Below are 3,276 nucleotides of genomic sequence, written 5' to 3'. Positions count from 1 at the left end.
ATCCCCGCCACCGCCCACGCCCTCCGCGTGACCGGCATGTCCATCGACGACTTCGCGGCGATCGAGGTGAACGAGGCGTTCGCCTCCGTCGTGCTGGCCTGGACGAAGGAGACCGGCGCCGACCCCGCCAGGGTCAACCCGAACGGCGGCGCCATCGCGCTCGGCCATCCGCTCGGGGCGACCGGCGCGGTCCTGGCGGTGCGGCTGCTGCACGAGCTGGAGCGAACGGGCGGCACGTACGGCCTGCAGGTCATGTGCGAGGGTGGAGGCCAGGCTAACGTCACCGTCATCGAACGGCTCGTCCGCATGGGAGCGGCCTGACATCAGAAAATGCCACTAGCAAATAGGAAACTTTCCTATTAGATTGCGGGTCATGCCCATGAGCGGTGACCTGCTGCGCCTTGCCGACGCCGTCCTCTTCCCCGGTTTCGCCGGGCACGAGCCACCCGACTGGCTCCGCCGTCGGCTCGGTGAGGGGCTGGCCGGGGTGGCGCTGTTCTCGCGCAACATCGCCGGTCCGGCCCAGGTGGCCCGGCTGACCTCCGCGCTGCGCGCGGAGAACCCCTCGGTGCTCGTCGGCATCGACGAGGAGTCAGGCGAGGTCACCCGGCTGGAGGCGGCCACCGGCAGCAGCCGCCCCGGAGCGTACGCGCTCGGCGTGGTCGACGACGTGGCCATGAGCGAGACCCTGGCCGCGGACCTCGGCGCCGACCTGGCCCGCGCGGGCATCACGATCGACTTCGCCCCCTCCGCCGACGTGAACTCCAACCCGAACAACCCGGTCATCGGCCTGCGCTCCTTCGGCGCCGACCCCGCGCTGGTCTCCCGGCACGCCAGGGCGTTCGTCCGCGGCCTGCAGTCCGCCGGGGTGGCCGCCTGCGTCAAGCACTTCCCCGGCCACGGGGACACCACGGTCGACTCCCACCACGGTGTGCCCGAGATGGCCGCGGACGGCATCGAGGACGCGCTGCTGCCGTTCGCCGACGTCGTCAGGGAGGGCGTCAAGGCGGTCATGACGGGCCACCTCCTCGTGCCCTCGTACGACGGCGAACTGCCCGCCACGCTCAGCCCCAAGGTGCTCACCGGGCTGCTGCGCGAGGAGCTCGGGTTCCAAGGGATGATCATCACGGACGCCATCGAGATGGCCGCGGTGGCGGCGTCGTACGGGATCGGGGGCGCCTCGGCCCGCGCCATCGCCGCCGGGGCCGACGCGATCTGCGTCGGCGGCGAGCACGCCGACGAGGCCACCGCCGCCGGGATCCGCGACGCGATCGCCACCGCGGTGACCCAAGGACTGCTGCCCGAGGACCGGCTGGCCGACGCCGCTCGCAGGGTCCGCGAGCTGGCGGCATGGACCGCTTCCTCGGGCAGGCCCGCCGGAACCCGCGCCGGATCCCCGGGCGGAGGTGCGGGAAACGGCGTGCTTGGCGGGGCCGTGGGCGACGGCGGCGCCGGGCTGGTGGCCGCCCGGCGGGCCGTCAGGGTCGTCCGGCGCTCCACCACGCCGGAGCTGCCGCTGACCGCGGCCCCGCACGTGGTCGAGCTGGCGCCGGAGACGAACCTGGCCATCGACCGGCACACCCCCTGGGGCGTGGGCGAGCCGCTGACCGGGCTGCTGCCCGGCACCGTGGTCACGCGCATGACCGCAGGAGAGACGACAGGTCCGGCACTGGAACGGCTGCTCGGCGCGGCGGCCGCCCGCCCGCTGGTCGTGGTGGTCCGCGACGTGCACCGCCACCCGTGGCAGGAGGAGGCGCTGAGACACCTGCTGAGCGCCCGCAAGGACGTCGTGGTGGTCGAGATGGGCCTGCCCGCCCGCTCGGACCTCGGGGCCGTGCACATCGCCACGCACGGCTCCGCCCGGGTCTGCGGCTGGGCCGCCGCGGAGATCCTGGCCGGTAGTCTCTGAGACCGTGAACTTCGACGGCGAGGACCTCTCACACAAGGCGCTGGCCGAACGGCTCGCGGCCGGCGAGACACACGTCTTCCGCGGATGCGACCTGACGGAGGCCGACCTGTGGGGCGCCCCCCTGGCGGGGGCCCGCTTCGAGTCGTGTGTGCTGGAGCAGACCGACTTCCGCAAGGCCGACCTCGACGGGGCGGTCTTCACCGGCGGGGGCGGGATGCGCACCCGCTTCAACGACGCCGACCTCATCGACGTCACCTTCACCGACGTCGACCTGTCCTCGGCCCAGTTCGGCGGCGCGCTGCTCACCGACGTGTCGTTCACCGGCTGCCGCATGATCGGCGCCGCGCTGACCGCCTCGCGCGGCACCGGCTTCACGGTCACCCGCTCCAACCTGACCCTGGCCAACCTCGGAGGCTGCTCGCTGCGCGGCGAGCACATCGAGGGGGTTCGCTTCGACGACGCCGACCTGTCGGGCTGCGACTTCACCGAGGCCACGCTCAGCGACTGCCGCCTCATCGGCACGCGCCTGCTGAACACCACGTTCGCGAAGGCCGACCTACGGGGGGCCGACCTGGGGCAGCCCGACGACGCCAAGCTCCGGGCGTTCGCGGGCGCCGTCATCAACCAGACGCAGGCCAACGCCATCCTCGCCGCCCGCGGCATCACGGTCCTCTGACCCCGCAGGGACGAGGTCGTGAAGCCGGGGCGAGGCGGATCTCCACCCCGGCGGGATCAGCGCGACGGCAGGCGGGCCAGGGCTGTCTCGGCCTCGGCCATGACGCGGTCGATCAACTCCCGGCATGACGGCAGGTCGCCGATGACCCCCACCACCTGCCCGGACGCCAGCACCCCGAGATCCGCCCGCCCGTCCACCATGGCCGCCCGCAGCAGCACCGGCGTGTTGGCCGCCTGCAGCACCTGTGCCCAGGTCAGCTCCCTGCCCCGCCGCATCCGCCGCCCCTCGCGGATCAGCTCGGCCCATGACAACCCCGACAACCGCCGGAACCTGACGCCGTTCGCCACCGCCCGCACCAGCCGCGACCGCTCCAGCGAGGCCACGAACGGCGTCGGCAGCACCCTGTGCGGAACCCCGTCCACCTTGGTGGTCACCACGGTCTCCCGTGCCGCCAGATAGAGCTTCTTGACCTCGCCCGGCACGGGGGAGTCGCTGGTCAGCAGGAACCGGGTGCCCATGGCGATCCCGCAGGCGCCGTACGCCAGCGCCGCCACCAGCCCGCGCCCGTCGAAGAACCCACCGGCCGCGATCACCGGGATGTCCACGGCGTCCACGACCTGGGGCAGCAGCAGTGTCGTGGCGAGCGGCCCCGTGTGGCCCCCGCCCTCGCCTCCCTGCACGATCACCGCGT

Annotated in this window: 3 protein-coding genes and 1 pseudogene; 3 read left to right on the top strand and 1 reads right to left on the bottom strand. The window is 73.2% G+C overall.

From position 1 onward, the window contains the following. The 3 genes and pseudogenes from E1294_RS51490 to E1294_RS51480 all read left to right on the top strand — a co-directional run. Positions 1-321 (top strand): annotated as a pseudogene (locus tag E1294_RS51490) (acetyl-CoA C-acetyltransferase); the annotation flags it as partial. A 52-nt stretch (positions 322-373) separates the two neighbouring features. Further along, positions 374-1,909 (top strand): glycoside hydrolase family 3 protein, encoded by a 1,536-nt coding sequence (locus tag E1294_RS51485; protein ID WP_132520537.1) that lies wholly within the window; start codon positions 374-376, stop codon positions 1,907-1,909. 4 nt (positions 1,910-1,913) lie between these two features. Beyond that, on the top strand, positions 1,914-2,585 hold the full coding sequence (locus tag E1294_RS51480) for a pentapeptide repeat-containing protein (RefSeq protein ID WP_132520534.1): 672 nt from the start codon (positions 1,914-1,916) through the stop codon (positions 2,583-2,585). A 56-nt stretch (positions 2,586-2,641) separates the two neighbouring features. On the opposite strand, the gene E1294_RS51475 is transcribed toward E1294_RS51480, so the two are convergent. Next, positions 2,642-3,276: NAD(P)H-dependent flavin oxidoreductase (locus tag E1294_RS51475; RefSeq protein WP_181958689.1), on the bottom strand; the 635-nt coding region annotated here is incomplete at its 5' end.

Source organism: Nonomuraea diastatica, from assembly GCF_004349015.1.
Taxonomy (GTDB): Bacteria; Actinomycetota; Actinomycetes; order Streptosporangiales; family Streptosporangiaceae; genus Nonomuraea; species Nonomuraea diastatica.
The sequence above is the reverse complement of the archived record's forward strand: the minus strand, read 5'-3'. Positions and strand labels throughout refer to the sequence as shown.